The organism is Melghirimyces profundicolus, from assembly GCF_003054245.1.
GTDB lineage: Bacteria > Bacillota > Bacilli > Thermoactinomycetales > DSM-45169 > Melghirimyces > Melghirimyces profundicolus.
Genome location: NZ_QBKR01000001.1, coordinates 283203 through 307950, shown reverse-complemented (window position 1 = coordinate 307950; position 24748 = coordinate 283203). Strand labels below are relative to the sequence as shown.

31 protein-coding genes and 1 tRNA gene are annotated in these 24748 nt (G+C 56.3%); 8 read left to right on the top strand and 24 right to left on the bottom strand.

What is annotated here, in order from left to right; genetic code table 11:
- Positions 1-479 precede the first annotated feature (479 nt).
- Together C8P63_RS01545 and C8P63_RS01540 are read right to left on the bottom strand one after the other, a co-directional pair.
- Positions 480-1100 (bottom strand): RsfA family transcriptional regulator, encoded by a 621-nt coding sequence (locus C8P63_RS01545; RefSeq protein WP_108021554.1) that lies wholly within the window; start codon positions 1098-1100, stop codon positions 480-482.
- 306 nt (positions 1101-1406) lie between these two features.
- Complete coding sequence (locus C8P63_RS01540; protein ID WP_108021553.1) at positions 1407-2186, bottom strand: enoyl-CoA hydratase/isomerase family protein; 780 nt, start codon at positions 2184-2186, stop codon at positions 1407-1409.
- Between the two features lie 209 nt (positions 2187-2395).
- Between C8P63_RS01540 and C8P63_RS01535 the strand changes: the two genes are divergently transcribed.
- Entirely contained in the window at positions 2396-2623 is a 228-nt protein-coding gene (locus C8P63_RS01535; RefSeq protein ID WP_108021552.1) for a DUF2626 family protein, read from the top strand.
- Between the two features lie 34 nt (positions 2624-2657).
- Here C8P63_RS01535 and C8P63_RS01530 read toward each other — a convergent pair whose 3' ends face one another.
- From C8P63_RS01530 to C8P63_RS01500, 7 genes are all read right to left on the bottom strand, one after another.
- Complete coding sequence (locus C8P63_RS01530; RefSeq protein WP_108021551.1) at positions 2658-3782, bottom strand: class I SAM-dependent methyltransferase; 1125 nt, start codon at positions 3780-3782, stop codon at positions 2658-2660.
- Between the two features lie 10 nt (positions 3783-3792).
- Positions 3793-4734, bottom strand: coding sequence for a cysteine synthase A (cysK, locus tag C8P63_RS01525; protein WP_281258661.1), 942 nt, complete (start codon positions 4732-4734; stop codon positions 3793-3795).
- Positions 4734-5057, bottom strand: coding sequence for a rhodanese-like domain-containing protein (locus C8P63_RS01520; protein ID WP_108021550.1), 324 nt, complete (start codon positions 5055-5057; stop codon positions 4734-4736). The genes cysK and C8P63_RS01520 overlap by 1 nt, the downstream gene beginning before the upstream one ends.
- Before the next feature lie 83 nt (positions 5058-5140).
- Positions 5141-5674, bottom strand: coding sequence for a thiol-disulfide oxidoreductase ResA (gene resA, locus C8P63_RS01515; RefSeq protein WP_108021549.1), 534 nt, complete (start codon positions 5672-5674; stop codon positions 5141-5143).
- Between the two features lie 105 nt (positions 5675-5779).
- Positions 5780-6493 (bottom strand): cytochrome c biogenesis CcdA family protein, encoded by a 714-nt coding sequence (locus C8P63_RS01510; protein ID WP_108021548.1) that lies wholly within the window; start codon positions 6491-6493, stop codon positions 5780-5782.
- Positions 6494-6516: 23 nt separating this feature from the next.
- The gene (locus C8P63_RS01505) at positions 6517-7107 is read right to left on the bottom strand and encodes a TlpA family protein disulfide reductase (RefSeq protein WP_108021547.1); all 591 of its coding nucleotides are present in this window, start codon (positions 7105-7107) and stop codon (positions 6517-6519) included.
- A gap of 72 nt (positions 7108-7179) precedes the next feature.
- On the bottom strand, positions 7180-7962 hold the full coding sequence (locus tag C8P63_RS01500; protein WP_108021546.1) for a hypothetical protein: 783 nt from the start codon (positions 7960-7962) through the stop codon (positions 7180-7182).
- Between the two features lie 196 nt (positions 7963-8158).
- Between C8P63_RS01500 and C8P63_RS01495 the strand changes: the two genes are divergently transcribed.
- A complete protein-coding gene (locus C8P63_RS01495) occupies positions 8159-8716 on the top strand; it encodes a TVP38/TMEM64 family protein (RefSeq protein ID WP_108021545.1) in 558 nt (185 codons plus the stop codon).
- Positions 8717-9300: 584 nt separating this feature from the next.
- Here the strand turns inward: C8P63_RS01495 and C8P63_RS01490 are convergent.
- Positions 9301-9376 (bottom strand) — tRNA-Ala (locus C8P63_RS01490).
- Positions 9377-9477: 101 nt separating this feature from the next.
- Entirely contained in the window at positions 9478-10119 is a 642-nt protein-coding gene (locus C8P63_RS01485) for an MBL fold metallo-hydrolase (protein ID WP_108021544.1), read from the bottom strand.
- Between the two features lie 118 nt (positions 10120-10237).
- On the opposite strand from C8P63_RS01485, the gene C8P63_RS01480 reads away from it, so the two are divergent.
- Positions 10238-10819, top strand: a complete 582-nt coding sequence (locus C8P63_RS01480; protein ID WP_108021543.1) for a YhcN/YlaJ family sporulation lipoprotein — start codon at positions 10238-10240, stop codon at positions 10817-10819.
- Between the two features lie 40 nt (positions 10820-10859).
- Here C8P63_RS01480 and C8P63_RS01475 read toward each other — a convergent pair whose 3' ends face one another.
- Positions 10860-11315, bottom strand: coding sequence for a pyridoxamine 5'-phosphate oxidase family protein (locus tag C8P63_RS01475; RefSeq protein ID WP_108021542.1), 456 nt, complete (start codon positions 11313-11315; stop codon positions 10860-10862).
- Positions 11316-11494: 179 nt separating this feature from the next.
- Between C8P63_RS01475 and C8P63_RS01470 the strand changes: the two genes are divergently transcribed.
- Positions 11495-11692 carry a DUF2197 domain-containing protein gene (locus C8P63_RS01470; protein WP_108021541.1) on the top strand — a complete coding sequence of 66 codons (198 nt, stop codon included), beginning with the start codon at positions 11495-11497 and terminating at the stop codon, positions 11690-11692.
- A gap of 5 nt (positions 11693-11697) precedes the next feature.
- On the opposite strand, the gene C8P63_RS01465 is transcribed toward C8P63_RS01470, so the two are convergent.
- From C8P63_RS01465 to C8P63_RS01430, 8 genes are all read right to left on the bottom strand, one after another.
- Positions 11698-11997, bottom strand: coding sequence for a hypothetical protein (locus tag C8P63_RS01465; protein ID WP_108021580.1), 300 nt, complete (start codon positions 11995-11997; stop codon positions 11698-11700).
- Positions 11998-12087: 90 nt separating this feature from the next.
- Positions 12088-12372, bottom strand: coding sequence for a YlaH-like family protein (locus C8P63_RS01460; RefSeq protein WP_108021540.1), 285 nt, complete (start codon positions 12370-12372; stop codon positions 12088-12090).
- 18 nt (positions 12373-12390) lie between these two features.
- On the bottom strand, positions 12391-13236 hold the full coding sequence (locus tag C8P63_RS01455; protein ID WP_108021539.1) for a deoxyribonuclease IV: 846 nt from the start codon (positions 13234-13236) through the stop codon (positions 12391-12393).
- 110 nt (positions 13237-13346) lie between these two features.
- Complete coding sequence (locus tag C8P63_RS01450; RefSeq protein WP_108021538.1) at positions 13347-14081, bottom strand: glycerophosphodiester phosphodiesterase; 735 nt, start codon at positions 14079-14081, stop codon at positions 13347-13349.
- Between the two features lie 13 nt (positions 14082-14094).
- Positions 14095-14481, bottom strand: a complete 387-nt coding sequence (locus tag C8P63_RS01445) for an iron-sulfur cluster biosynthesis family protein (protein ID WP_108021537.1) — start codon at positions 14479-14481, stop codon at positions 14095-14097.
- A 28-nt stretch (positions 14482-14509) separates the two neighbouring features.
- The gene (locus C8P63_RS01440) at positions 14510-15265 is read right to left on the bottom strand and encodes a fumarylacetoacetate hydrolase family protein (protein ID WP_108021536.1); all 756 of its coding nucleotides are present in this window, start codon (positions 15263-15265) and stop codon (positions 14510-14512) included.
- Positions 15266-15336: 71 nt separating this feature from the next.
- Complete coding sequence (locus C8P63_RS01435) at positions 15337-16833, bottom strand: leucyl aminopeptidase (RefSeq protein WP_170109430.1); 1497 nt, start codon at positions 16831-16833, stop codon at positions 15337-15339.
- 152 nt (positions 16834-16985) lie between these two features.
- Entirely contained in the window at positions 16986-17177 is a 192-nt protein-coding gene (locus tag C8P63_RS01430; protein WP_108021534.1) for a hypothetical protein, read from the bottom strand.
- 630 nt (positions 17178-17807) lie between these two features.
- Here C8P63_RS01430 and C8P63_RS01425 point away from each other — a divergent pair.
- Together C8P63_RS01425 and C8P63_RS01420 are read left to right on the top strand one after the other, a co-directional pair.
- Positions 17808-18440 carry a YktB family protein gene (locus C8P63_RS01425; protein WP_108021533.1) on the top strand — a complete coding sequence of 211 codons (633 nt, stop codon included), beginning with the start codon at positions 17808-17810 and terminating at the stop codon, positions 18438-18440.
- A gap of 349 nt (positions 18441-18789) precedes the next feature.
- Entirely contained in the window at positions 18790-20250 is a 1461-nt protein-coding gene (locus C8P63_RS01420) for an aminotransferase class I/II-fold pyridoxal phosphate-dependent enzyme (protein ID WP_108021532.1), read from the top strand.
- Between the two features lie 107 nt (positions 20251-20357).
- On the opposite strand, the gene C8P63_RS01415 is transcribed toward C8P63_RS01420, so the two are convergent.
- From C8P63_RS01415 to C8P63_RS01405, 3 genes are all read right to left on the bottom strand, one after another.
- Positions 20358-20477 (bottom strand): GapA-binding peptide SR1P, encoded by a 120-nt coding sequence (locus C8P63_RS01415; protein WP_108021531.1) that lies wholly within the window; start codon positions 20475-20477, stop codon positions 20358-20360.
- A gap of 209 nt (positions 20478-20686) precedes the next feature.
- On the bottom strand, positions 20687-20992 hold the full coding sequence (locus tag C8P63_RS01410; RefSeq protein ID WP_108021530.1) for a DUF3055 domain-containing protein: 306 nt from the start codon (positions 20990-20992) through the stop codon (positions 20687-20689).
- A 556-nt stretch (positions 20993-21548) separates the two neighbouring features.
- Positions 21549-21986 carry a hypothetical protein gene (locus tag C8P63_RS01405; RefSeq protein ID WP_108021529.1) on the bottom strand — a complete coding sequence of 146 codons (438 nt, stop codon included), beginning with the start codon at positions 21984-21986 and terminating at the stop codon, positions 21549-21551.
- Between the two features lie 298 nt (positions 21987-22284).
- Here C8P63_RS01405 and C8P63_RS01400 point away from each other — a divergent pair, with 298 nt between their 5' ends.
- Together C8P63_RS01400 and dinB are read left to right on the top strand one after the other, a co-directional pair.
- Complete coding sequence (locus C8P63_RS01400; protein ID WP_108021528.1) at positions 22285-22713, top strand: DUF1885 family protein; 429 nt, start codon at positions 22285-22287, stop codon at positions 22711-22713.
- Positions 22714-22912: 199 nt separating this feature from the next.
- Positions 22913-24133, top strand: coding sequence for a DNA polymerase IV (gene dinB, locus C8P63_RS01395; RefSeq protein WP_108021527.1), 1221 nt, complete (start codon positions 22913-22915; stop codon positions 24131-24133).
- Between the two features lie 57 nt (positions 24134-24190).
- Here the strand turns inward: dinB and C8P63_RS01390 are convergent, their stop codons facing one another.
- A complete protein-coding gene (locus C8P63_RS01390; protein WP_108021526.1) occupies positions 24191-24724 on the bottom strand; it encodes a phosphatase PAP2 family protein in 534 nt (177 codons plus the stop codon).
- Positions 24725-24748: the final 24 nt, after the last annotated feature.

Sequence of the window (24748 nt, the reverse complement as noted above, 5' to 3'; positions counted from 1 at the left end):
CCGGGAGTGAAGCGACCCCGGCGAGACTTGTGCTCTGTGAGTGCATAGCGAGACCGGGAGTGAAGCGACCCCGGCGAGACTTGTGCTCTGTGAGTGCATAGCGAGACCGGGAGTGAAGCGACCCCGGCGAGACTTGTGCTCTGTGAGTGCATAGCGAGACCGGGAGTGAAGCGACCCCGGCGAGACTTGTGCTCTGTGAGTACATAGCGAGACCGGGAGTGAAGCGACCCCGGCGAGACTTGTGCTCTGTGAGTACATAGCGAGACCGGGAGTGAAGCGACCCCGGCGAGACTTGTGCTCTGTGAGTACATAGCGAGACCGGGAGTGAAGCGACCCCGGCGAGACTTGTGCTCTGTGAGTACTACCGGAGCGGCATCGGGTAAATGCCGCCGCTCACTTTTTCACAATACTTCCAGTTTCCATTAAAGAGAAACCCGCCTCGTAAGAAACGGGTTTCTCTTTTTATATATACCTGTTCTTTATTTATCAAGGCGCTCCAAGTTTCCATTGGATTCCATCCGGAACTTGGTTTTGGAACCTTCCTCCTCATCTTCCTCTAGGATGGCCAGTTTTCTTGCCCGGTCCATGATTTGAATCAGGGCTTTGTAATCGTCGTTCACCACACGGTAATCGGTCTGGACGTGATTGAGACGACCTTTCATTTCCTCATTCTCCTGCGTCATTTGGCGGAGCCGTTCTTCCTGCTCCTCGAGTTCCTTTTCCAGTTCAGTCTGTCTTTTCCGCATTTCCGTCACTTCCGCCTTATGTTGGCGCAAAAAGCGGATGATCGCGTCCAGGGAAGAAATCCGGTCCAGTTCCAGGTTGAGTTCTTCCCCCTTGATCCGGTTTCGAACCTGGGATTGTCTTTCCTGTTTCTTTTTCTGCCGCTGGGATTTCGCGATTTGGATCGCCGCTTCATACTTTTTCCGTACCAGACTGTTCCACCGGAACCCGCAAGCGGCAGGAGTCCGGCCCAGTTTTTCGGCAACTTCTTCGAAGGCGCTCAACTGGGTCCCCCCTTCCCGGATGTGGCGGAGGGTCACTTCCGCCAAGACCAGGTCATCGTCGGGGGTCCACGCATCTTGTCTTTTGACTGCCATAAGCCCAAAAACCTCCAATCCTTGATCCACCGATTCCACGGCATGCGATTTGTTCTATCTGTATGCGTTTGCTATAAACCGTAGTATATGTAACTAGTAATTTTTATAACCGAAACCCGTCCTCCATATACATCAAGCTTTTTTCATGAAAAAAGAGACCCGAAATGACGGGCCTCACATGGATGACCAAGGAGGCGGGAGCCGAAGTGACGTTCGGCCCCCGTCAATAGGAAAGCGGTCCGCTCCTTCAACCAATTGACAGCAACTTTTAGAGGGTGGCGCTTCCCGCATATAACAGGCCCGGGCTTACGGGCTGTTCGGCTTCCGGGTCCGCCGGAGGAAAGCATCCACCGCTTGGAGGTGTTCCTCCGTTTCCCACAGCCGGGCACAGTGACGCGCTTCCCGATCGATCAGCTCCTCCCTTGACACCTGTTCCCGGAAGGCATCGGCGATCTCCATGTAAGCTTGAATCGCCCCCATCGGCGCCCGGGTGAGGGATTCGGCGAAGGCCTGAACCGACTCAAGGAAATCCTCTTCAGGGTAAAGGTCAAAAATCCAGCCCCAGCGGTGCAATTTCCGGGCCTCGACGCGCTCCCCGCTCAAGAGGAGATACAGGGCCCGATCCCTGGGGAGTTGTTCCAGGAGCCTCGATCCCCCTCCCCAACCCGATGTGATGCCGAGGCGGGACTGAATGAACCCGAAACGCGTGCCGGGGGAGGCCAAGCGAAAGTCGCAGGTGGCCGCGATCTCACAACCGCCTCCCACGGCCGTTCCCCGGACAGCCGCCACCGTGGGCCGATTCAGGTTGCGGATCTTCTCCAGCAAGCCCCCCATGCGGCGCATCACCGGATACACTTCATCTTCCCTTTTCATACGCTGAAATTCGACCAGGTCACCGCCGGAAACAAACGTCCGTTCATCCCCCGCAAAGACCAGCACTTTCACCCCACCGTCTCTGCTCCAGGAATGGAGCACCTCCTCCAGCTCTTCCATCATCAGGCGGTTGACGGCGTTTCTCACTTCGGGACGGTTGAAAAAAATCCACCCCACCCCGTTTTGCTTCACTGTGCGCAAGGTTTCCAACATTCTCCCCCATTTCCCGGTTGAACTGCATTCCTGACTGTTTCATGACACATACTATCGTTTACTTGATCCCTTCCGAACAGGCGGGTATAATGAGTGTTGATTGCAAAGTGAGACGACGGACCGGACAGCCTCACCTCCGGATGATCCGGGGGATGGGGATTCCGTACATACAATCGTCGATTTGAGAGGCGTAAAGGAGTTGGCATCCGATGGACCGCATGTTTCGTGTTTTGGGCTTTTGGCTCCTGGTGATCGGTCTGATGTTCATGGCCGGCCATATGAACATTTTAGCAGGTTTGTTCTACTTGCAGGCGGCAATCTTTTTTGTCCTCGGTTACTTGAACTTTACAGAGCGCACTTATATGTTCCTCTTCGGCGGCTACATGGTCATCGCTTTCACCGGGATCGTGTACTGGTCCTTCTTCCATGTGGGTTGAAACACCAAAAGCTCCCCTCTGACGGGGAGCTTTATTATGTTCCGTCTTTCATGCCGTTCACCGGATGTGGGACGCCCTTGCACTGAACCAACACCCGGAAATCATCTCCCATTCCCCCGGGCAGGGCCAAGTGGCGGATCGCCCGGTTCCGCTTCGCTTCGGGGGCGAAAGGATCGGAAGAAACCGGCGGCGTCAGCCGGCTCAGGATGCCCGCCCCTTGCAGATAGCGGGACTGGGTGGTGTAGAGGAGGGTTTGAAGCCCCACCCGCCGACCCCGTGCCATCAGGGCGGAAAAATGGACGTGGCTGGTCATGTCCGATCTCCCCGGTTCGGTGTAAAAATCGCGATGGAGCCGGTGTCGGTGGAAACAGCGGAGGGTTCCGTCCTTGTGTCGGGGAAGGGCAAGCTCCTCCGTGGTACCGCCGTAGTCGATCGTCAGGAGGTACCCGGCCTTCAACCGGCGTCCGGCTGTCTCCACCCACTCCAAGGCGTCCAGGGGAACCTCCGCGATCCATCCGTCGGGAAGGTTCCACTTTTGCTCCCGGAAGTAATCAGCCAGCTCCGGCCGGGAAAGGGGGCCGGATGTTTCGGCGAGCTCTCCGCAGCCGGCATCCCAGGTCACGTAAATTTCCCTTAATTCTCCTTGATGAGCAATCACCCGGTGAACAGGGAAGGCGTCCAGCAACTCGTTGCTCAGCAGAATAGAAGGATGTTCCATGGGAAGGTCCCGGACCTCCTCCGTCCACCGGACGGGGACGGGACTGTCCACCAGCTTGTTCTGCTGGAGCTCCCGGTGGTACGGACTGGTCTCCACCAAATAAAGAACCCGGGGAAGACGGCCTTCTTCTGCCAGAGCCTGAACGATCCGTGCTGCCAGGCTCCCATCTCCCGCCCCCGCTTCCGCCAGGAGCCACGGGGTTTCGGAGGGGAAAGTGCGAGCCATCCGGCCGACCGCCCGGGCCAAGGTCCAACCGAACGCCTCCCCCACCGCGGGACTGGTGTAAAAGTCTCCCTTCCTTCCGATTTTCGTCTTCCTTCGCCGGTAGTAACCCCACCGGGGATGATACAGGGCCAGTTCCATAAACCGCCGGAAGGGGATCGTTTTTTTGGGCCGGGACTGGATCTCTTCCACAATGAGTCGGATCAGCGGGTCGCCCACCGGAATCCCCTCAGGTCGAGAATAGATCCGTGCTCAAATAACGCTCTCCGGTATCCGGGGCCATACAAAGCACTTTTTTGCCGGGCCCCAGCCGGCGGGCAACCTGGAGAGCGGCCCACACGGAAGCACCGGAGGAGGGACCGACCAGGATCCCTTCCTTCCGGGCCATCATGCGTGCGGTTTCCTCCGCGTCCCCATCGGAAACGTGCAGGATCTCGTCGTAAATGTCCCGGTTGAGGATCTTCGGGACGAAACCGGGGCTTGTGCCGGGTATCTTGTGAGATCCGGGTTGACCTCCCGCCAGGACCGGAGACCCTTCCGGCTCCACCACAGCGATGAAAAGACCGGGGTAATGACGGCGAAGCACTTCTCCCGTTCCCGTGATCGTTCCGCCGGTTCCGGCCGTGGCCACGAAGGCGTCGAGAGAGTCCCCCATCTGGCGGATGATTTCCGGCGCGGTGGTCCGGCGGTGCACCTCCGGATTGGCCTCATTTTCAAATTGGAGCGGCATGAAGGAGTCGGGGATTTCGTCCATGAGTTCTTTCGCCTTTCGGATCGCTCCGGGCATGCGTTCCGCACCGGGGGAGAGAACGACCTCCGCTCCGTAGGCTTTCAGAATGTTGATCCGTTCCGCGCTCATCGTGTCCGGCATCACGAGGATCGTCCGATATCCCCTGGCGGAACCCACCAACGCTAGTCCGATTCCCGTGTTTCCGCTGGTCGGCTCGATGATGGTGGAACCCGGTTTCAGGTGTCCTTCCTTCTCGGCCCACTGCAACATGCTGAAAGCGGTTCGATCCTTGACGCTCCCTCCGGGGTTGAAGGATTCCAACTTGACATAAACGTCGGCGTCATCGGGCCCGGTGAGACGTCGGAGCCGGACCACCGGGGTTTCCCCGATCAGATCGGTGATCCAGTCGGCTGTCCGCAAACGGCTTTCCTGTTGGTTCATCACTTTTCCGTCGGCCCCGTCCACTCCAGCATCCCCCCTTTCAGGTTGTGAAGGCGTTTGAATCCTTTGTCGGCCAGGATGTTCGCTGCGATCACACTGCGGCGCCCGCTCCGGCAGATGAGGAGAATCTCTTTGTCTTTGTCTCCTTCCAGTTCCCCGGCGCGCTCTTCCATTTGGTCGTGGGGGATATGCCGGGCTCCCGGAATATGACCTTCTTCGTATTCTTCTTGGGTGCGGACGTCCACCAAGACATACCGGTTCCGTTCGCTTTCGTCGGCTTGACTCAGCTTTTTCGCATCCACATCGGTATACCGTTTCTCCATGTTTTCAAACGCCTCCTGTTTCCGGTTTTCCCTATATGATAACACGACTTTCGAATTCCAAAAAAGACGCGAAAGCCCTGTCCTTACTTGGACAGGGCCTCCAATACATACCCCTCGATCTGGCCTTCGTTCATCTGCCCGTTGACTTTGCGAACCACCTTCCCCTGTTTGTCAATGAACAGGGAGGAAGGAATCGGTCCGATTCCGTAGCGTTCGGTCACTTTCCGCTCTTTGTCCAGAACAATGGGGAATTTCAGGTTCAGCTGGCGGGCAAAGCCGCTCACGGCCACTTGGGTCTCCGCAATATTGACCCCAACGACGACCAATCCTTTATCTTGATGTTTGTCATACACGTTTTGGATGGCCGGCATCTCGTCCCGGCAGGGTTTGCACCAAGTGGCCCAAAAATTGAGGAGCACGACCTTCCCCCGAAGGTCGCTCAGCTTCAAGGTCTCCCCGTCCAGGGTCTGGAGCTGAAAGTCCGGGGCTGTTTTTTCGACTTCCACGTTTTTTTTCTTGCCGTCATCGGCGACCGTCTGATAGATGGCAATCCCGACCAGAGCCACCATCACCAGCATCAGGATCCGGCGAACCCAGTACCGGGTGGTTCGGTTCATACATCGTCACCTGCCTGTCCAATTGCGCTCATGATTCCCACCCCATGGCAACCGAACCGGTTTTCGGTCCGAAAACGAAGGAGTGACATCTCCGGCGATCCGACATCAAAATCCCGTAAAGCCACCGAACAGGTCGGTCAGCCAGGCGATGATCGCCGTCATTTGGTTGGTGTAGAGCAGCACCCCGAACACCACCATCAGGGCTCCACCGACTTTCATGAGGCGGTCGGAATATTGGAGGATCCAGCGGGTGCGCCCCAGGAAGAAGGCCATGATGAAAAAGGGGATGGCAAAACCCAGCGTGTAGGCTGTGATGTAGGCGAGACCCGCGGAAGGGTTGGTGGCGGCCAGAGCCAGGACCGATGTCAGGATGGGGCCGAGACAGGGGGTCCAGCCCGCTGCAAACGCCATCCCGGTGACGGAGGAGCCCAGATAACCCCATTGCTTTTTCCCGACTTCCAACCGTTTCTCCCGCATCATGAACTCCGGACGGAAAACCCCCATCAGAAACAGTCCCATCGCTCCGATCAACACGCCCCCCAGCATCCGGATCAGATCCCGGTATTCGTTGAAAAACCGGCCGACCCAGCTGGCGGAAAAGCCGAGGGCGAAAAAGATAACGGAAAAGCCCAGGATGAAAAACAAGGTATGGACCATCGTCCTCCTCTTCAGCTCCCGGGGACGGTTGTCATCTTTTAACTGGTTGACCGAAACCCCGGTAATGTAAGAAATGTAGGAAGGATAGAGCGGCAGGCAACAGGGGGAGATGAAGGAAAGCACCCCCGCTCCGAATGCCAGCCATATGCTTACGTCCCCCATCCGGTTCCCCCCTTTGTGCTCGGTTAAGAAGTGAGTTTTTTCATCATTTCCTCCAGTTGTTCTTTGGACATCGCACCGGCGATCTTCTCGATGATTTCCCCTTTTTCGCTGACCACATAGGTCTGGGGAATGGAGAAGGCCTGATACCGCTCGCCCACTTCTCCCGTTTCATCCAGCAGCACGGGAAAGGTGAAGCCCTCTTTTTCCACGTACTTCTTCATTTTATCCTTGTTGTCCAAGGACGTCAGGTTCACCATGTAAAAGTTCACCCGATCGCCGTATTTTTCATAGGCCTCCTGGATATGGGGCATTTCCACTTTACAGGGGGGGCACCAGGAGGCCCACAGGTTGATAATGGACGGCTTTCCCCCATTGTCCGATAAACGGACGGTTTTACCGTCCAGGGTTTTCAGGGTGAAATCCGGAGCCCGAAACCCTTCGGAAGCCTGTTCATCCCGGGAGCTTTCGCCTTGCTTCACCTGACCGGAAGATGGGGAATCGGATGCTGTTTGATCTTGATCCCCCCGATCCGCCGCAGTCCAAACCGCCCCGGCCACCGCCGCGACAATCACCACCGCCACCAGGATATTTCGCCATATGGAACGGTAACCCATTGATATTCCTCCTTCATTCAGGAAACGGGGGCTGAAGGGGCAGCCCGTTCAGACCCTTTTGTTCATTCTCCCTCAAAACCGGGAAGCAGTCGGATGGTTCCGGCCCGGTGGAGGTTTCCCGGCTTCTCCCGTCACCTCTTTTCGATCGTCCCAAAGACCCAGAATCCAAGCGGTTGACGCCAGGACGGCAAAGGTCCATTGTTCGCCGGAAAGCCCCAGCCATGCGCGAACCGGATAATAATCCATATATGAGACCAACAACAATCCAATCCCCGCTGCCAAGCCCATGCGGGAAAAGCTTTCCCCCTCCCGAAGGCGGGGACGAATCTTCCATCCGTACCAACCGACAGCAGCAAGGATCAACGCCCGATAAACGTGGACCGGGTGATAGGCCTCACCGTATCCTTCCGGGGAGATCCCCCAGGGAAGGGAGGTGATCTCCCCCAGGCGGACGAACAGGAGTGAATACCCCAAAACCGCCGTCAGTGCCGTGACCCCCGCCGCGTCCAACAAACCGCGCCAAGTCCCTCCCGATGTTCCCGTAAACCATCCAAGATACCCAATGACAACGGCCCATGCCAACCAAACTCCCTTTACGGAACCGGACATGAATAACAGGGAACGCGGATCGTCCCATACGGAAATCGGATCCCACAGAAGGGGGCTCCATCTCCAGACCACAAACCCGATCAAAGCCGCATGGATAAAACCCTCGCTCCATTTCACGGCTTTTCCACCCGGCTGAACCCGCCATTTCTCCGCCACCTTGCCGCCGGCCCATATCAAAAGCCATCCGGCCAGCCAGGAGATCGGCAGTTGAAAGGAACCCAACCGGATGACCTCCATCGTCAGCATTTACGTCTCTCCCTTTCTGTCCATCCTTGTCCGGCCGATATCCGGATCCTGTCCCTCATCCTGTCACTCATTGTCGGCGGTTGGGTTCCATTGTAAACTGACGTTGTGGTGTTACGGCAAAGCGTCTTTTTTTCAACGGTTCTATTATACTATGGTAAGGTGCCACAAGTTATGAGAGAAAAGGGGGCAGTGTTTCATGGTTCATGAGGTGGCCGAAGGGCTGGAATCCCTGGGGGGTTGGGGAATCATCACCGCCTTGTTGATCACCTCCCTCGGCAATCTCCTCGGCTTTGTCCCCAGTGTCACTTTCACCGGGGCCAATGTCCTCCTCTGGGGACCGGTTGGAGGCGGAACCCTCTCCTGGTTGGGGGAAGTGCTGGGTGCCGTGGCGTCCTTTCATCTGTTCCGTACCGGGTACCGAATCGGAGCCGGCAAGAAAACCCCCGACTGGCGCTGGATCCGCCGTCTCAACAGATGGCCCGCCCGCCGTCAGTTCCTATCCGTGCTGGCGGCACGTCTCACCCCCTTCGTTCCCTCCGGTGCCGTCAACCTGCTGGGGGCACTCACCACCCTCCGATTTCGCGATTTTATGCTGGCCACCGCCATCGGCAAAGTCCCCTCCGTCGCCCTGGAGGTACTGGTCACCTTCGACCTGATCCACATCCGGGAAAATGGCTGGCGCCTGGCCACGGTGCTGATCGCGCTCCTGTTGATCTGGGGGGTCTGGAGAGGGACAAGGAAAGAGGAGGGGTGATCCCGTCTGTTGACGCCAAAGGCAACAACGGACCGGAAGAGATCCCGGACGATCGCTGCAAAAAACGCCGGTTCCCGGCGCCATCAGGAAGCGGTCACCCGCCGAACCCCCCAATCCATCATTTTGCCGTTCAGAAGATGCCGAGCTGACTTGCGCGGCCGACTGCTTTAAGAAAAAAAGAGATACAGCCCATAGACGGCCAATCCCAGCACGATCAGCACCACCGGAGCAAATCTCCACAATTGCGCGATCGTCATCTGGGTGGCGAAGTCCTGGTCATCAAAAAAATCGGTTGGCCTTCGTTTTTCTTTTTGTTGGATTCCATCTTGTATCCTCGACCTCCTTCACCCCCCACTTTATTCCAACCATGCTCGGAACCACAACCCTAAAAAAGGTCAGGACACCGATCCCCCGGCGCCTTTTTCATCCCATTAACCACTTCTTTCATTTGGGACTCGTCGGTTTTTTTCCCGACGTATTCCACCATCGCCGTTTCCTTCTTTGGGCTGCGACAGCTTCCTTCACGCCGTCCATGCTCCGGATGTTTTTTTCAACGAAAAAACCGCCCCTGTGGGCGGTATGAGTGGTGGAGCATAGCGGACTCGAACCGCTGACCTCTACACTGCCAGTGTAGCGCTCTCCCAGCTGAGCTAATGCCCCACGTCACGGATGATGATCGCGACAACAAATTCTATTATACATAAAAACAAAGACTTGTCAAAGGTGAATAAAGGGGAGGGGAGGACGGAACCACCTCCCCTTCAACCGATCATCCCCGTGACAAAGGGGTTGGAATCCTGCTCTCTGCCGATGGTGGTAACCGGCCCGTGACCGGAATAAACCGTGGTCTCCTCCGAAAGCTCCATCATGTAATCATGGATCGAACGCATCAGTGTCTCATAATCCCCTCCGGGCAGATCGGTCCGACCGATGGAACCGGCAAACAACACATCGCCGCTGAATACCGCCTGATCCAGCCGGTAGGAAACACTTCCCGGGGAGTGGCCCGGTGTATGGGTCACTTCAATGGTTTGGCCGAGGAACTTCAGTTGCTCCCCTCCCTTTAAAACCTTTTCCGCCGGCCGGCAACGGACAGTTTCCACACCGGGAAACAGGGAAGAGCCGTTTTGATCCGGGTCGGTCAGCCAATCCGTTTCCTTCTCATGGAGATAAACGGGGGCACCGACGGCTTCCCGCACTTCTTCCAGCCCCCCGATATGGTCAAAATGGGCATGGGTCAAGAGGATCGCTTCGATCTCCAGATCCAGTTCCCGAATCCGCTCCACCACCTCACCGGAACCACTGCCGGGGTCCACCACCAAGCCCCGGCCGCCTTTTTTGTCATACAGAAGATAGCAGTTGGTCATGACCGGACCCAAAACAAAGCTTTCCACCTGCAACATCTTCTCACCCCTTTTGGCTGAAATTCTTCCCATATTGTATCAAAACCGTTCCCATACATGGTTTTCCTTTCCCCCGGTTACACTATCCCTAACCATCCACTTGAAAGGAAGGTAGGCCATGATTCGAGTCCTGACTTGGATATTAACCATCGGCCTCCTGGTCGGTTGTCAACAAGCGAATAAACCTCCTGCAAACGAATCGGCCCCGCCGCCGAATGTACCCCGCACCGAACGGGTGAAGCAGACGGCACCCGAGCCCCGACACACGGACAGCAATCAGGCCGTCGCCCGCCGCATGGTGAAAATCGCGACGCAAATGCCTCAGGTGAAAAGCGCCACTTCCGTCGTGATCGGAGGGTACACCCTCGTGGGGATTAACCTGGACCCCACCTTGGACCGAAGTCGATCCGGCACGGTGAAATACGCCGTAGCCCAAGCACTGCATGAAGATCCTCAGGGAGCCAACGCCTTGGTCACCGCGGATCCCGACCTTGTGCAACGTATCCGCGAGCTGGCCGATGACTTGAACAAAGGGCGGCCCGTCGCCGGTTTGGCGGAGGAGTTGGCCGATATCGCCGCGCGAATATCGCCACAACCCTCCAGAAATACGCCCCAAAAGGAAGAACAGCCTTCCCGGACGGATCAGGAAAAGATGAACCAGACCCGAAACCCCAGGCCGCCCCGACAGAACCAACCCTGATCATGAAGGCCGACGGCATCCGCCGCCGGCCTTCGTCCTGTCACCAGCGTTTTAAAGCCTCCATCACCTGGCGATCCAGCTTGTCGGCCGCCTCTTTATCATAGGTTTTGACATAACGGGGCTCTTCAACGATTTTGGCACCGTAAAACATCACATTGTGGACCGCCTCCACCGCGATCTCGATCCCCGCCAGCTTGATTTGAGCTCCTTCGAGGGGTTCGTGACTGATCCGCGCTTTACCGACGATGGAATAAGTCGTGTCGGGACCGATCACCGTCACGGTCACTTGGGGTGTCGTTTTGACATTGGGAATCATCCGGGAACGATGGCCCACCGCCACGCGCAGGTGTTTCCCGTCCGGCGCGTAAACCCACGACACGGCGTTGACGACAGGAGTCCCCGTCTCCGCATCCACGGTGGCCAGCAACACGAACTGCTCACCCTGCAACTTGTTCATCAGCTTGTCTGTCAACGTTTTGGACACTTCTTCAGCCATCGAGTTGTCCTCCTTAAAAAAAACGGTGTCATGTCGAACTCCCGGCCGGGTCATAGTATACTGTTAGACGATGAACGGAAAAGGGTCATCGACAGCCACTCCTGTTGTTCGAAGCGATCTTCGGCAATGTAAACCCCTGATCGATCCATGAAAGATGACAGAAAGGAACGAATCTCCGTATGAAAGCTGTTTGTGTTCTGTGCGACCGCTCCTTCCTGCCGAATTCCTATCAGGCGAAAAAGCTGAGAAAACACCCTCACCGCATCTTTCTCTGCCCGACCTGCCATCAGCGGATCGCCGAGCAAACCTTGGCGAGAAAAGAAGGGGATATCGGGAGCTCCCACAGGAAGAGAGGGGGGGACTTCCCCGACCGGTAAGAAGATCATTCGGTATCGGAACCGCACCCGAACTGGCGGTTGTATTTCGGCTCCGCCTCAATATTGAGCAGGAGCTGCTCCACTTGGTCCGAATCAAACCGAAGGCTCTCTTCTTCCCCTTTTCGGCGATAAACCACTCGGTAACCCTCCTCCTCTCTTTGAACCTGAACTTCTTCCACCCTGTGATCCTTCGACAGAATTTCCCAAAAAAACCGGGTGGTTTCTTCCGCCGACCGATCCCGCGGCCGGGCCTCCCACACCACCTTGATCTGAAGCCAGTTGAACAGCGCATCCCTCAGATTCACGGTTTTTTTCTCCTTTCCCCGATTCACCCTCCGTTTAGAAAAGACGGACGGGAGGGGCCCTGCCTGGGCCCTTTTGAGTACCGGGCCGGCTCAGTCGGAGTCGGTGTCTTTTTTTCGTGTTCCCATCCACATCCGGATCCGGGCCGCCGCGATCATCACAAGGGTGATGGCCAGGATTTCGATGATCGGAAATCTCAGGTAAAACATCCCCCACAACAGGACGCAACCAATGGCCAACACCACGTAGACCACGAAGGACTTAAGAACGGGAAGCTTCCGGGCAAAAGCCACTTTGTAGACCACAGCGGTCATGGCCAGAATGACCAGGTAGGAAACCGGGGGTTGAGATCTCAGCCAGGCGTTTATCTCTTCCATACTCTCTCCCCCTTTCCCCTATACATTGGTTTCTTCCCGTTTCAGTTGATGAAGATAACGGATTTCTTCCGCATATTCGTCTTCATGGTCCACGGGGGTCTCCAGTATCACCGGCAACCCTTCGAATGACTTGCAGCGGAGAAACTTGGCGAGTGCCGCAGCTCCGATCTCTCCTTTTCCGATTTTTTCGTGCCGGTCTTTCCGTGATTGATACGGGGCTTTGCTGTCGTTGAAGTGAATCGCCCTCAAGTGTTTCAGATAACCGGTTTCTTCCATCACCCGAACGAGGTTGTCAAAGAAATCTTCCGACCATGCCCCGGCGGCGAATCCGTGACAGGTGTCAAAACAGAATCCGATTTTTTCCGGATGCTCGGTCGCTTCCCGGATCCGGACCAGTTCTTCGAGGGTCAGCCCCAGTTCGCTTCCCTGGCCGGCGGTGTTTTCCAAGAGCAGGAGACAATCCCCCTCATACTCCGACAAGATCTCGTTCAGGGTGTCCACCATCCGCCGCGTACCGGATTCCACCCCTTCGCCCACGTGTTTTCCGCAGTGGACGACGGCCCCCACCGCACCGTAAGTTTCAGCGATATGAAGATCCTCTTTGATGGAACGGACCGTCACCTCATGGAGGTCGGCTTTCGGTGTGGACAGATTGGTGATGTAAGGAGTGTGAGCCACGAGGGTCATCCCGTGTTCCCTCATGAACGCCACCCCTTTTTCGGCGTCCTTGTAGTCCACTTTTTTCGGCCGAAGACCCCGGGGGTTTTTGGTAAAGACCTGGAACGATTCCGCCCCCAGTTCTTTGGCGCGTCGGCAGGCTTTGGAAAAACCCTTGGCCACGCTGATATGGCATCCCAATTGCATCATGGTCCCTCCCCATAACCAAAGAAGCGCCTCCTTCGGGCGCCTCCTTAACCTTCTACATCATACCACTTTGTGGTTTCCAGCCGCAACAGAGACCGACATGCCGGGCCTCAGCGATCGTCCCGCAACACTTCGAGAAGTGTTTCCACTTTGTCGGTGATGATGGCCTCCACACCGATGGACACCAGCCGACGCATCTCCCCGGCCCGGTTCACGGTGAACGGACGCAGAGGCAGGCCCCTCTCACGGCAGGATTCCGCCATTTCTTTCGTCACCGTCGGCCAGTAAGGATGAATCGAGGACAACCCCGCCCTTTGGACATATTCCCAGGGTTCAAACAAATGGGACATATAGAGGATGGCCGTGTCCAAGTCAGGCTTTTCCCTTTTCACTTTCCGCAAGCTGTGGTGGTTGAAGGAAGAGATCACCGTTTTTCCGGTCCATCCGTACCGTTCCGTCAGCTCCAGCACCCGATTCTCCAGCCCCGGCTCGGGGTATTGGTTGTTCTTCAATTCAATGTTCAAATAAAGATCCCGGTCCGCGGCCAGACCCAGCACCTCCTCCAAGAGGGGGACCCGTTCGCAGCGAAACTCCTCGCCGAACCAGCTTCCGGCATCCAGCCGGCGGATTTCCTCCAGGGTGAAATCCTTCACCCTGCCGGTGCCGTCGGTGGTCCGTTGTAAGGTGTAGTCGTGGATCACCACCACATGGCCGTCTTTTGTCAGGTGCACATCCAGTTCCAGCCCGTCGGCTCCCGCTTCCGCCGCCCGCCGGAAGGCCGCCATCGTGTTTTCCGGAGCCACGGAAGAGTACCCCCGGTGGGCATAGACTTTTACGTCGTTCATTGTGGTTCTCCTTTTACAGACGAATGTGGTTCAGATAAATTTGGTTGGGACTTCGAAAAGTAAACGTGTCTTTTTCCGGGTGGTAATCAATCGTCAGCTCAGAATCAAAATACATCCGGCTGTGGGAATCCATGACCAGGCGTACCCCGTCCCTCTCCCATGTGGTGTCTTCCGGGCGCGGAATGTCCCAGTTCAGCTCATAGAGAATGGTGGCCCCGCAGCCGCACCCCTCGGTGATGGCCGCCATGCGGAGTCCCGCACCCGGTTCGGGTCTTTTCGAGCGCAGAGCTTCAAGAGCGGCAGGTGTCAGGTGTACCTGCATCCGGTCTCCCTCCTGTTCCGGACAGTCCGCTTCCGTCCATCCCGGTTTCCGGCTTTTGAGGGACTCCCAGTCCGTCATCGCCGGAACACCTCCATTCACGGAAAGTCTAACCCGTCACCGGATTGACCAGGGACCCGATTCCTTCAACCTCCACCCGGACTTGGTCACCGGGAAAGAGGGGTCCCACTCCGCTTGGAGTTCCGGTCAGGATGACGTCCCCCGGCTCCAGGGGAAAGACGGCCGAAATCGATTCCAGCAAGACCGGCACGCTGTGAACCATGTCGGAAGTCCGCCCGTCCTGCCGGACTTCGCCGTTGACCTCCAAACGAACCCGGAGGTCGGAAGGGTCCAAATCGGTTTCGATCCAAGGACCCAGCGGTTTAAAAGTGTCAAAGGATTTTGCTCGGGTGTATTGGCCGTCCTTTTTCTGAAGCACCCGATTGGAGACGTCGTTTCCGCAAGTATAACCGAAAATGTGTTCCGTTGCACGCCCCCTTGGAATGTTCTTTCCGCCCTTGCCGATCACCACCGCCAGTTCCGCCTCGTGGTCGATCCGGTCCTCCCGGTTGGGCAGCCGGATCGGCTCTTCCGGTCCCACCACCGCCGTCGGTGACACCAAGAACATCAAGGGCTCCGGGGGGACCGGCTTCCCTCCCTCCGCCGCATGAGCGGCATAATTGCGGCCGATGGCGATCAGTTTGTTGGGGCGGAGAGGACTCAAGAGACGCAATTGTTCGGGTGGGACGATTTCCCCGCCGATGGAAAACGCGCCGAAAAGATCCCCCGACAGGGAATGGATCCCGTCTTCCGTCCACACTCCGTGCTCTATTTTCCCCTTCCTTTCATACCGAACGACTCTCATTCCATATCCTCCCCTTCCGTGAACAGGTGATGAAAAAGACACCCACCCTTTTTGGGCGGGTGGCGAAAGGTTTACTTTCCGGAAAACAAGAGTGCCAGCTGGGACAGGGTTCGGACTCCCACTCCGGTGGCACCCTTGGAATGGATCCCGTTCTCTTTTTTCCAATCCGCGGTCCCGGCGATATCCAGGTGGACCCAGGGGATATCTTCCACGAAGTGTTTCAGGAACCACCCTCCCTGAATCGTTCCGGCAGGACTGCCCCCCTCGTTTTTCACGTCGGCCACGTCACTTTTGAGATATTCGTTGTACTCCTCAAACAGGGGCAACTCCCATACTTTTTCCCCGGCCAGTCGGGCGGCTTCCTTCACCTCACGGCCCCAATCCCCGTGGTTGGTCATCAGACCGGTGGTGGTATGCCCCAGAGCGACAATGACCGCACCGGTCAACGTAGCCACATTCACGAGGGCGGTGGCTCCCTGCCGCCGGGCGTAAGCGAGACCGTCGGCCAGGATCAACCTTCCTTCGGCATCGGTATGATGGATCTCAATGGTTTTGCCGCTGAAGGAAGAAATGACGTCACCGGGACGGTAACCGTTTCCATTGATCATGTTTTCGCATGCCGGAATGACAGCCAACACGTTGCAGTGGGGTTTTAACGTTCCGATCGCCTGCATGGCACCAAAAACGGCTGCGGCTCCTGCCATGTCCCCCTTCATCGCTTCCATGCCGCGACCCGGTTTCACCTGGATGCCCCCGGAATCGAAAGTGACCCCTTTTCCGACCAACCCCAGCACTTCCTGAGAGTCCGGCGCTCCATTGTAACGGAGAACGATCATCCGGGGCGGCTCCGCACTGGCCCTGGAAACCGCCAACAGTGCGTCCATCCGGAGTTCTATCAGTTTGTCCTCATCCAGAATCTCCGCTTCCAGGTTGTAGCGGTCCGCCATTTCCAGGGCGCGGTCCGCCAGCGTGGCGGGAGTCAGCTTGTTGGCGGGCTCGTTGACCAGATCTCTCGCGGTGTTGGTGGCCTCGGCAAAAGCGCGTCCCCGCTCGATCCCGGCTTCCAGAGCCGAATCGCTCACGCCCCGGATCGACAGCCAGACCGTCTCGATTTCCCGTTTTCCTTCCTCTTTTTTATAACCCCGGTAGCGGTAAGCACCCAGTTCAACCCCTTCCACCACCGCCTGTACCAAATCGGCGGAGTTCCATCGTTCATTCAGGCTTTGGTCACAACCGACCGTGAGCTGTTTCACCCCTTTGGCACCGGCATACCTTGCGGCCACGGCCATCCCGTTCCGGAGTTTGTCCAGGTCGAGTTCCGACTCTTTCCCCAAGCCGAGGATCAGGAGGCGTTTCGAAGGAATTTTTCCCCAGTTGTGTACCATGGTCACCTCATTGGGTTTGCCGGTGACCTCCCCCTCCGTCACCAACCCGGAAATCCGATGGTCCAAAGCTTCATCGATCTCGCGGGTGCAACCTTTCAGCGCTTCCCCGCCCTCGGTATGGACAAGCACCAGGCAATCCGTTGTTAACGAGGTCAGTGGTTCTTTGGTCACTTTCCACTCCATTCGGTTTCCCTCCCGCACTTGTTTTTTTCGCGGGATGAATGCACAACAAAAAAGTGCATCTCCCTTGAGACACACTTTGTCCTTTCGACGGTCAGCCTTTTCGATCCTCTTTTTCATACTGAATTTATGATGGGGTACCTTTTATTTTGAATCTACAAAGCTTCCAGCATTAACATCTCTTGACGGAGTTCCTTCAGACGCGCTTTACATTGATCCACACGGTGGGGGTTATTTTCAACCATCGCCTCATGCAACAGGGCCAGCTCGTAATCCAACTCCAGACGCAGGACAGGGATCCGCTTTTCCGGTTCCCGACAACGAAATGCTTTGATCACATCTTCCATGGTCACGCTGCACCCCTTTTCCTTTTGGATCCTAACCGTTCCCACCCCCCGGCGGATGGGACCTTCACTGAACAATCAACATTTGGAATTCATCAAACTCTGGCTACAGGATGCCCCCATCCTGCGTGAAATAAACCTGCTATCGTCAGAAGCGTTGTGAAAAAGTGAGCGGCAGCATTTACCCAAAGCCGCTCCGGCTGCACTCACAGAGCACAAGTCTCGCCTGGGGTCGCTTCGCTCCCCGGTCTCGCTATGCTGTCCTGCAGAGATGCAGGGACTGTCCGCTCCGAATCATCCTGCTGCGGGCAGGGGCAAAACGCCTGCGGATGCAACACAGAGAAGCTTTTGCCCCTGAACGCCCTTGCAGGCTGATTCTCCGCTGGGCAGGACAGCAAAGTCGCTATTTTGGGTAAACGCTTCCCCTTTTCTCGAAAACGAACATGAAATCACAACGCTTCCAGGGAACTTTTGAGTGAATATTTTTACACCCCATTTTACGCAAACAGCCCGGTCCCGGTCACGGTATTCTCCCAGTTCTCACGCATCCCGAATGCCCGCCGGAAGTTTGCGGGGACCTCCTTTGTGTTATGATATGGGGGAATCCAATGGACCATCGGTGGTGAAGAGACGATGTCGATGACAGGATTTACGGATCGGGATTTTGAAGTGTTCACTATTGAGGGGCTTGAACCCCGCATGGAAGCCCTGAAAGAACGGATCCGCCCCAAACTGGAGGCGATCGGTGAGTCCATCGCCCCGCATCTTTCCAAACTGACGGGAGAACCGATGTACGTCCACGTGGCCAAACATGCCCGGCGGACCGTCAACCCGCCGGACGAGACGTGGGTCGCTTGGTCCGGTCAAAAAAGGGGATACAAATCCCACCCCCATTTTCAAGTGGGCCTGCGGGAGAACCACGTGTTTGCCCTGTTTGCCTTAATCTATGAATACCCGAACAAACCCGGGTTTGCAAAAAACCTGATGGAACAACTGGACGAACGGTTACCGGAATTGCCCTCTGATTTTGTCGTTTCGCAGGACCATACCCGGCCCGAGTTCCAGAGCCTCGAAGAGTTGGGTCGCGATGGCTTGGAGGATGTTCTCACACGGCTTCAAAAAGTGAAAAAAGCCGAATTCCTGTGCGGCCGCATTCTGGACCGCCAGGATTCCGCCGTGAAAGACGGGAACCGGTTGAAACGGGAAATCGAAACCACTTTCGACAGGTTGGAGTCTCTCTACCGGCTGGCCGTCCTCTTCCGTTAACCACCCTCCTCCTTGTGGAGGAAGGGGGTGGGCGCGCGATTTCCCTCTCTGCACCTCATTCCTCCCGGAGATGTGTCAGACTGTCCGCTTCGCCCCCTTCGGCCCGGACCAGCGGGAGCTTCGCCGGGTTGTCCTTCATCAGGTGCTTCGAAATCGAGCCCCTGCCGTTTTTTAAAGATTTGTCAGTGCCCCCCTCCTATTAAGGAGGGATTTTAATACGGTTCTTCATCACTCCAAACCCGCAGGCAAGGCGAGGTTTGGCTGATCTTGTTCGTTCCCCCTTTTCCAATCCTCCCCCCTCTGCTATACTGAGCCTCATGGAATTTTGATACAGAAAGGTAGAACCGCCTTGGCTGATCAGGAACGCACCCCCCTTTTCACCTGTTTGAAGGAACACGCGGCCAAAAATCCCGTTCAATTTCACATCCCCGGCCATAAAAAAGGGCACGGAATGGATCCCGAGTTTCGCCGGTTCATCGGTGATTCGGCTCTGTCCATCGACTTGATCAACATCGAGCCGTTGGATGACCTTCATCATCCCCACGGGGCCATCCGGGAAGCGCAGGATTTGGCTGCGGAAGCTTTCGGAGCCGATTTCACCTTCTTTTCCGTCCAGGGCACCAGCGGCGCCATCATGACCATGGTCCTGTCCGTATGCCAGCCCGGAGAGAAGATCATCGTGCCCCGTAATGTCCATAAATCCGTCCTCTCCGCCATCATCCTGGCGGGGGCCCACCCGGTCTTTGTCCATCCGGTGATGGATGAAGACCTGGGGATCGCTCACGGAGTCACCCGCCGGGAAGTGGAAAAGGCACTCGCCCGTCATCCGGACGCCAAAGCCGTCCTTCTGATCAATCCCACTTACTACGGGATCGCTTGTCACCTGGAGGAAATCGTGGAAACCGTTCATGCCCACGGCATCCCCGTCCTGGTGGATGAAGCCCACGGGGTTCACACCCATTTCCATCCCGGTCTCCCCCCTTCCGCCATGCAGGCGGGAGCCGACATGGCCGCCACCAGCATGCACAAGTTGGGGGGATCCCTTACTCAATCCTCCGTCCTGAATGTGCGGGAAGGAAGGGTCAATCCCCGACGAATCCAAACCATCATCAGCATGTTAACCACCACCTCCACTTCCTACCTGTTGCTGGCCTCGCTGGACGCCTCCCGTCGGTTTCTGGCCACCCAGGGCAGAGACCGGATCGGCCATGCGCTGAACCTGGCCGTTGAGGCGAGAAAACGGTTGAACGCGATTCCGGGGATCCGCTGCGTCGGCCGGGAAATCCTCGGCGGGGAGGCCACATACGCCATGGATGAAACCAAGCTGATCATCCACCTGACCGGGTTGGGGATTACCGGCTATGAAGCGGAAACCTGGCTTCGGGAACACTGGAACCTGGAGGTCGAATTGTCCGACCTGTATAACATCCTTTGCCTGGTCACACCCGGGGACACGTCCGGGTCCATTGACACCCTGGTCCGAGCCCTGGAAGACCTTTCACGGAAATTCCACACCGACCGCCAACCCATCGGGGGACAGATCCGCATACCGGAAACCCCCGTTCTGGCTGTTTCTCCGCGGGAAGCATTTTACTCGGAAACCGTCACTCTGCCTTTCCGGGAGTCCGCCGGACGTATCATCGCCGAATTCATTATGATCTACCCCCCGGGCATCCCCGTTCTGCTTCCCGGAGAACGAATCACGGCGGACAACATCGATTACATCCTCCGACACCTGGAGGCCGGCCTGCCGGTTCAGGGCCCGGAAGATCCCGACATGCGGATGATTCGGGTGCTGAAAGAGCACTGATACCATCCATTCCATGCATACCCATTTCCTCAGTTTTTCTGACGTAAAAAAACCCCCCGGTGATGCCGGGGGGTTGATCTATGGGGTTCGTCGAAACCGCAGGTTTCTCAGTCTTCATCCGCGTAAGGTTCGTTGCAACTCTGACAGGTCCCATAAAGCGTTCCGCTTTTATCCCCGTCGACGTAGGTGATCACCTCGTCACAGGTTTGACACACGATCGCTTCCATTTTGCAAGCCCCCTTTAAAAGCGGAATCAATCCAAGAAAACGCTTTAAATAATATGTCATATTAATTATAATATGATATACAAAATCAGTCAATTCATTGATTGTGATTTCGGAAAATGGATTTCTGCGTAAAAAAAGAACCGACAAAGTCGGCGAGAGGAATCATTTTAACCGGAAACCCGCTTTCCGGAGAACTTTCCGTGATCGTTTCAACCCAGTTCCGCTTCGGATTCAAGGATGAAGGAAGGAATGTTGTGGCGCAGAAAAGTGGCCACCTCTTCGGCTTCATTCCGGGACCTCAGATTGTAAACCCGTTGCAGATCCTCCAGGTTCTCGATATCATCCTGTGACAGCAAAGAGGAACGCCCGGTTTGCATGGATACCACCAGCGGCTTGCCGAAAAACATCTGGGTGTATATGATCCCGAAGTCGTACCGACCGTGTTCGGAGACAAACCCGATAAAACGGACATTCACTTGTTCCGTTTCATCATACAACCGCTCGTACTGGTTCAAATCGGATCTCCTCCTTGTGTTTGGAATGGGGCAAACATCTGATAATTCGAATGCTTCTCTCAGGTTTACAAAATCTGCTCCCTGAAAGCCCACGGTTTCATCTTGAGATGCAAGAGGTGTGGCTCAAAATCACTTTACAGGATTGGGAATATAAACCCAAGTATAATCGAACGTATGAGCGTTTGATCCCACCGGCAGTGGGTTCATATGAGATTCCGTGGCGAACCATCCTCTCCCGCCGGCCAGAAGCGTTGTGAAAAAGTGAGCGGCAGCATTTCCCCAAAGCCGCTCCGGCTGCACTCACAGAGCACAAGTCTCGCCTGGGGTCGCTATGCTGTCCTGCGGAGATGGTTGCACTTTCCGCTCCGATTCATTCTGCTGCGGGCAGGGGCAAACGCTTCCCCTTTTCTCGAAACGAACATGAAATTACAACGCTTCTAACCATAAGAGTGAAAATAAGGAAGCAGGACACGGTCCACGCCTTCAGATGTGTGGAGTCTCAGCCGTCCCGTTCCCCACTGAAACCACGGGGGGCGGAGAAGAAACCCGTGAAGGGCTACATACACTCCTCCACTTTGGTTTCGAAGAGAGAGGCGATTTCGTTAAAAAGAGCGATATCCTCCTCATCGATATGGTGAACCGGCGTACCCACCACCACCAGTTGCCCGATCAAATGGTGGCCCCTGTAGAAAGGGACAAAAATTTCCACCTGAGCCCCCGTTTGTTCGCGCACCACGCTTCCCCGTGCCGCAGCCAAACTGAAGAGTCCCTGACCAAAGGGGACGACCGGTACATGGGGACAGAATCCGGCACCGCAGAATTCCCTGAATTGGTAACCTGAAGTAAGATAGACCCCGGCGTATCGGTAAGCCGGTACTTTTTGATACAGGACCTTGGCCACGGACCGGTACAACCGTTCGACGGAACCGTTCAGCCGATCCGATACCACTCCGATTTCCGCACGGACCTCATCCAACAGATCTGCTTTCCGCATCCGATCCATCCCCCATATTGGATTAAATTTCAGTTTAACACATTCATTCAGCGTTCACAACAGATTTTTCTAAATATTAGATCAAGTCCAATAACCCGCCGTTTTTCTGTTCATATTAACTTCAACGGAAACGGGGAAGATTCCTATGTCAACCCACGGGAAAATCGAAATTTATGCTTCTGTCAAAAATTCCATCCGTCGTTGCCGCTTTCCGTCCGTTCTGTGCATCGGTTCCCAAACATGCTAACATGAGAGTGTATTTCAAGGGACCTTCATGGAGATCGGGAGGGAACGAAACTTGGGTAAAAGCGCTTACATCAAGCTGGTGGAAAGCTCCCCGCGGCAGGAATTGAGTCTTGAGGATGTCAAAGGCGAACTGGAACGTTATATCCGAATGACCTCCGATACCGGCAAACAGCTGGGATGGGAATATGCCAGCGCCGCCTTTCCCTATACCGTTGAGGAAAAAACAACGGATGGCACGCGTTGGCTGCTGCTGAAGGGGACGGAACCCCAACTCTACAAACACCTGGTGATCGGTGTCGGTACGGCAACGGATGAGAAAATGCGCACCGCCCCCCACATTCAGGTCGTGGTCCCCACCGGAGCCACTCACGGGGACACGGCCAAAGCCAACGAGTTTTGCCGGTATTTGGCCCGGGCCTTTCAGGCGGAACTCCATCTGTTCAACGGTCGGGTAATGTACTACTACCCCCGGAAACCTTGATTGGTTTTTTCCGGGAAGTCCCTTATGTTGAGCCTACCTTCCTTTGATCCTGCCCGCTTCGACATCACCCAACCGCCCGCCTTTCGGGGCGTTTTTTTTGTTCCTCCATTTTCCGCTTTTCATTTTTCGCCCGGCGGGATATTCTAGTTTCAGGAACTTATGTTCGCGAAACACACGTTCCAAAAACGGGGTGTAAGCGATGGGCAAAGACGAACGGATCGTTTTGCTGGCAGACATGAATGCATTCTACGCGAGCGTGGAACAGGCGCTCGACCCGTCCCTGCGGCATCGACCGCTGATCGTTTGCGGAGATCCCGAGCGGCGACACGGGATTGTGCTGGCTGCTTCCTACGAGGCAAAGGCCTTCGGGGTGAAAACGGGGATGCCTGTGTCGCAGGCCAAGGAACTCTGCCCCGACGCGCAGCTGGTCCCACCCCGCATGTCCACTTATGTCCAGGTCTCGGTCCGTATTGTCGACATCCTGAAGCAGTTCTCCCCCTTGGTGGAACCTTTTTCCATCGATGAGGCTTTTGTGGAACTGACGGGGTGCGAAAAGCTCTTCGGGGACGCGGAGATCGCGGCCCGGCGGATCCAACGCCAAATCCACGAAGAAACGGGGGTCCACTCCTCCATCGGCGTGGGTCCCAACAAGCTGCTGGCCAAGATGGCGGCCGACTTGAAAAAACCCCGGGGATTAACGGTGTTGAACCGGGAAGATGTACCGGGTCGGGTGTGGCCCTTGCCGGTGATCCGCCTTTTCGGAGTCGGAAACAGAATGGAGCGCCACTTTCATCGGATGGGCATCCGCACCATCGGCGATCTGGCCCGAACGGATCCGGAGCTCCTGCACCACCGCTTCGGCATCATCGGCCGGGTGCTTCACCAATCCGCCCACGGGATCGACGACAGCCCGGTGGACCCTTTTTCTCTTGACGGGAATAAATCGATCGGCCATCAGTTCACCCTCCCCCGCGATTACACTGAAGAAGCGGAACTCCGGCTGGTTCTCCGGGAACTGGCGGAAGAAGTGGCCGGCCGGGCCCGAAAAGCGGGATATGTGGGAAGAACGGTTTCCCTCACCCTGAAAGGAGCCGACTTTCGCTCGATTCACCGGACGCTGACCATGCCGGACCCCTCCAACCTCGGCCGTCCCCTTTTTCAAACGGCGATGGAACTGTTTCACCGCCATTGGACGGGGCAACCGGTGCGACTGGTGGGAGTGACGCTCAGCAACCTGTCGCCCGACAGCGGAACCCAGCTCAGTTTGTTTCAGGAGGCGGACAAGGAGCGGCGGCTGGCCGAGGCGGTGGACGAAATCCGGGACAAATTCGGCACCCGGAGCATCTTCCTGGCACGATCCCTGACCGGAGCCAGCGTGTTTGCCGATCGAGCCGGCAAAATCGGGGGACACCGCGTGTAGGCAAAAAAAAAAAAAAACGGAAGCAAGACTTCCAAAGCAATATGCGGTGACAAGAAATTACATCCAGAGAAAAAGACAATGTGAAATAATAGCAAACACCGTGCCCAACCAGGCACCCACCGCCACATCCGTGGGATAGTGAAGTCCCAGATAAATCCGTGAAAGTCCGACCCCCGCCGCAAGGGGAAGCAAGAGCCAGATCAACCAAGGGGCATGGAGCACCCACACGATCGCAACGGAAAAAGCAGCGGTGGTGTGACCCGAGGGAAAGGAATAGTCACGGAGGGGGGTCGGAACCGTGGAAAGCTCCGAAAGTTGGAGATAGGGGCGAAGGCGGTGCCAGCAATGCTTGCCCAGACGGACCGCCAAATGGCTGAACGTCAGCGACACCAGCCCCTCCAGTGCCCAGTATCTCAAGGGGGAAGGAACAAGGGTGAACCAGGCCACCAGAAAAGTCAAGGTGAACCCCGCTCCCCCGAGGTGGGTGATTCGGGGCATGATCCAGTCCAACACACCACATTTCCACTCCCGGTTGACACGACATACCCAACGGTCATCCACGCTCTGCAACCGGGCCGCCAAACGCTTCATGCTCGCATCCCCTTTTCTTTTGCA